Annotated in this window: 5 protein-coding genes; all 5 read left to right on the top strand. The window is 29.7% G+C overall.

The window, feature by feature from the left end:
• The first annotated feature begins 456 nt into the window (after positions 1–456).
• The 5 genes from FC45_RS07225 to FC45_RS07205 all read left to right on the top strand — a co-directional run bounded on the left by FC45_RS07225 (position 457) and on the right by FC45_RS07205 (position 4,367).
• Entirely contained in the window at positions 457–810 is a 354-nt protein-coding gene (locus tag FC45_RS07225) for a HigA family addiction module antitoxin (protein ID WP_003650975.1), read from the top strand.
• Positions 811–875: 65 nt separating this feature from the next.
• Positions 876–1,565, top strand: a complete 690-nt coding sequence (locus tag FC45_RS07220) for a recombinase family protein (protein WP_081036994.1) — start codon at positions 876–878, stop codon at positions 1,563–1,565.
• 73 nt (positions 1,566–1,638) lie between these two features.
• Positions 1,639–2,721, top strand: coding sequence for a Fic family protein (locus tag FC45_RS07215; RefSeq protein WP_006588111.1), 1,083 nt, complete (start codon positions 1,639–1,641; stop codon positions 2,719–2,721).
• 203 nt (positions 2,722–2,924) lie between these two features.
• Positions 2,925–3,743 (top strand): Fic family protein, encoded by an 819-nt coding sequence (locus FC45_RS07210; protein WP_003654455.1) that lies wholly within the window; start codon positions 2,925–2,927, stop codon positions 3,741–3,743.
• A gap of 357 nt (positions 3,744–4,100) precedes the next feature.
• A complete protein-coding gene (locus tag FC45_RS07205; protein WP_006585515.1) occupies positions 4,101–4,367 on the top strand; it encodes an AbrB/MazE/SpoVT family DNA-binding domain-containing protein in 267 nt (88 codons plus the stop codon).
• Positions 4,368–4,574 lie beyond the last annotated feature (207 nt).

The following is a 4,574-nucleotide window of genomic DNA, read 5'->3' as shown; positions in this document are numbered from 1 at the left end:
TTTACACAAAAAATTTGACAGTTTCTGTATTTTCGTAAGCTTTATAGTTTTTATGTTCTAATAATCATTGAGTCATTTAATATTTGTTCATTATATATATTTACTAAAACATACCGTTTTGGTATAATGTCTATATCAGGTGAAAGAATGGAATATTTTGCAGAAACTAAAAAACTCACAAAAATATTGAATAATGAACGATTATTGATAAAAATAGAGCCAAAAAAATTTTAGATCGTTTAGATTAATTTAGCGCTGCTAACAATTTATCGGAAATTCCATCTGATCCTCCGCCTCGTTGCCATCCGTTAACTGGTAATTTAAATAATAAGTTTGCTGTTGATGTAAGTGGAAATTATAGAATGATTTTTGAAGGCTATGATAAAAACGATGAACTTTCGATAAAGAAAAGTGGGATAGTTTCAATTGAGGATTATCACTAAAAGGAGTGATTGCATGTTGCATCGTGAGAATAAAATTAAAGAATATCATACTTCATCAGCCGCTAATCTTTTAAAAGAAGTTATGGATTATTACGACATTACTCAAAAAGATTTAGCTGCTAGAATTGGGGTAAGCCAGAAAAATATATCAGATATTTTAAATAGAAAAAGATTTCTAACAGAAGTGTTAGCTTTAAGAATTGAAAAAATAATGGGTATTTCAAGTAAGTTGCTATTAGCACTAGATTCGAATTATAAATTGAACTTAGCTAAAGCGAATATAAATAATCAGCAAAAAAGCTCACCTCTTTTTTTAAAAAAATATGATTGGGTTAATCATAATACGTCCAACTTGAGTTTTAACTAGAATAAGGAAGCAAGATTAAAAAGTTTTGCTTCCTTATATTTTTTACCGTTGCAGGTCAAAACTTAATGAAAAAAGAATCAAAAAATATAAAAAAGAACAAAATAGTAGATCAATTTGAGTTTGATGAATTTCAAAAATGGAAAATTGAAAAAGAAAAAGAAAGAATAAAAACCCATGTTCCGACAATTTATGGATATGCCGGAGTTTCAACTGAAGAACAGCATTTAGAGCCTCAAATAAAACAATTGAAAAATTCAGGAGCTAAAAAAATATATCAAGAAAAATGGACAGGCACAACAACCAAAAGACCGATATTTGAAAAACTAATTAGTTTACTCCTTTCCGGAGATACTTTAATGGTTACTAAACTTGATCGTTTTGCTAGAAATACTCAAGAGGCCTTAACAACAGTGGAAGACTTAAATAAACGAGGTATAAAAATTAATATACTTAATATGGGCTATTTTGATGATAGTCCAAATGGAAAACTTATGTTTACTATGTTTTCGGCTTTTGCGCAATTTGAACGTGATTTAATTGTCAGCCGTACCCAAGAAGGCAAGGCCTATGCTAAAAAGTATGATCCTCATTATAAAGACGGTCGTCCTAAAAAATTTACAGAAGAACAGGTAGAATTGGCTTGGGAGCTAAGAAAACAAGGGAATACATATAAAATGATTAACAGAAAGACTGGCATTAGTATCAAAACGTTGCAGCGTCGTTTTAACGAATTAAAGTTAAAAGATTCCGAGTAAATTAGTTAGCATATTTGCAATATAAATAGGAAGAAAAAATAATTTTGATATAAAAAAATAGGGAGAAAAAACTATGTTGAAATATCCAAAAGATTATCTAGATGATGTCATGGTCAGATTTGCTTATAATTCAAACGCAATTGAGGGCAATAAATTAACTTTGGGACAGACTAGGGCAGTTATTTTGAATGAAACTATAACTTCTACTGGAATTGAAGGGGTTAAGTTGAAGGATTTATATGCTGCTGATAATCAGAAAGACGCTTTTAATGAATTAATATATTTGGCTAATAATAATGCTCCGCTTAATATGGATACCCTGTTAAAACTTCAATTTGAATTGACAAAAAATACTATTGCTATAGCTGGTAAGTTTAAAACAAATGAAAATTATATTGCAGGAGCGGATTTTAAGACGGCTTCACCACAAGTGGTATATCAATTAATGCATGAATGGATAGATAATACGTCATTTAGAATTGAAAATTCTAAAAATGATGATGAATTATTACGTACTTTGATTGAAACGCACATTGATTTTGAAAGAATGCACCCATTTGACGATGGAAATGGCAGAACAGGAAGAGAATTAATTAATTTAGAGCTAGCAAAACATGAAATGTCTTTTTTAGTAGTTAGGGTAACTGATCGTCCATTTTATTTACAGAATCTTGCAGATAGAAACGTAGATAATTTAGTAGGGTATGCTAAAGAAAGAATGGCAGAAGAAAAAGATAGATATACGGCTTATGTTTCTCAAAATCAAAAACAAGAACAATTCTACAAAGATGAGATCAAAAAATTAGATGAAAGTACTATATCAGCTAAGATATACGGGGTAAGAGATACAAGTGCTTTTGATAAGACTGATATACAATTAAATAGGGTGTATGCACGAAAATTTTTAAAAGAGAATCCTTTTGAAGTAAGTGACAAAAATATAAAAGAAATATCTGAAAATATAGCTTTAAATAGAATAAATAATCGAGAAAAAAATAAGGATTTCAGTGTACAAGCAGGGTATAAAAGCGAAAAAGAAAAACTTGATAATTCATTGGTAAAAAAGACTTATAATAATAAATTTAAAGAGCATAACAATCACATATCGAAAGAATTATATCCGTCTAAGACACAAGATCAAAATTTAGAAATATGATTATTTCTTTGAAATATTTGGTAGAAAGAGCTGCTTAGACATAATGCTGAGTAGCTTTTTATTTAATTGAAGTTACATTAAGTACACCCTAAAGTTAAACAGATATGTTTAAATCTTATAATTACAAATAGGAAGAAATAGAAAATGTAGTTTAATAATTCAATTTATTAAATAGAAATAATTTAAGGAAAGAAGGTAGCATAATGATTTTACAAAATAAATATAGCCTGACAACTGATCAAAACAGAAGACTAGCTATACAAAATCTAACACGTCTTGTATATACAAATTCCCGCTTTGAGGGGTTAACAACAACATTGCCTCAAACTCAAACCATTATTGATGGATTAGGTGTTGATGGCGTTTCTATTGATGATATTAATACTATTGTTCAATTAAAAAGGGGCTGGCAATACATTATCAATGATCCAGAGCCACTTACTTTCAATAAAATGAAGTCAATTAATAAAATTGTGGCTCTACATGACGCACTTGAACCAGGAGCAATAAGAACCGGTTCTTCTCAAGTAGTTCTCGCAGCTGATGCCACGTATACTCCTGAAATTCCTGATGAAACAAAAGAAAAAGAGTATTTTGAAGATCTGATGAGTAAAGACATAAGTACAACAGATAAAGCTATGACGTTGATGTACCACAATATGAGGAATCAAATATTCTGGGACGGAAATAAAAGATCAGCTACTTTAGCAGCCAATAAGATCATGATTGATGGTGGCGCTGGATTGCTTAATGTTCCTTTGGACAAATGGGGAAAATGGAATGAATTGATTAGCGATTATTACCGTACTAATAAGATGGAAAGAATCAAAGATTGGACCTATCAAAATGGTATTCAAGGAATTGATCTCGATCAAAAACAAAGAACTCAAAATAATGCGGAAGAACAATTAAATCGAGTATATGCTAAGAAATTTTTAAAAGAAAATCATTTTGCAACTAATAAAAGTAATATTTCTAAAATGGTGAAAAATATTGAAATTGACAGAAAGAATGCTAAATAAAAGCATAAAGATACAAGTGCTAAGGCTGCCTATGAAACGGAAAAGAAGGTATTTAATAATCCTAGTGTAAGAGCAAATTATAAAAAGCAATTTACAAGTCAAGATACTAAAAATAAAAAAGATTATAAATATCAAATGCAAGATCAAAATTTAGAAAGATAAGTCTTGCTACTAATAATATATTAAAGAGGTTGCTTAAGCATAATGCTGGTAACCTTTTTTATTCGATAAGTGTAACATTAAGCACACCCTAATGTTACACTAAACAGATATATTTAATACAACATCTTCTAATTTATGATAAAATAAGACGTAAGAGGTAAGACGTAAATAGTAACAAGTGAAAAGGAGAATACCATGGATAATCCATATACTGGAAAAATATCCCAAAAGGGTCAGTTAGTAATTCCTGCAGCAATTAGAAAGGCTTTAGGTTTAGATAAAGGGGCTAAAGTCTCTTTTGAAGTAAAAAATAATGAAGTAATTGTAAAAAAGCTTCCGACAGCCTTAGATTGGTCAAATTTAATTGCTGAATTACCTGAAGAAAAGGTTGAGATTGATAAAAACGGTCAGTATGATCCCAAAAAATCTCCTAATTTTCATGACTGGATGGTTAATGGCTAATGAAACCGATGGAGATTTACATTGCAGACGTACCATTTGATGATAAAGATGATTCAAAAATACGTCCGGCTTTAGTGGTTAAAGTCAGTAACGAACGTGTAAATATATTTAAAGTAACAACAAAATTTAAAAATAAATCTAAAAAGATAAGGCGACTATATTATCCAATAAAAAAATGGAAACTGTCAAATTTTTTGTGTAAATAGA

The sequence above is a fragment of the Lactobacillus jensenii DSM 20557 genome (genome assembly GCF_001436455.1).
Taxonomy (GTDB): domain Bacteria; phylum Bacillota; class Bacilli; order Lactobacillales; family Lactobacillaceae; genus Lactobacillus; species Lactobacillus jensenii.
The sequence above is the reverse complement of the archived record's forward strand: the minus strand, read 5'-3'. Positions and strand labels throughout refer to the sequence as shown.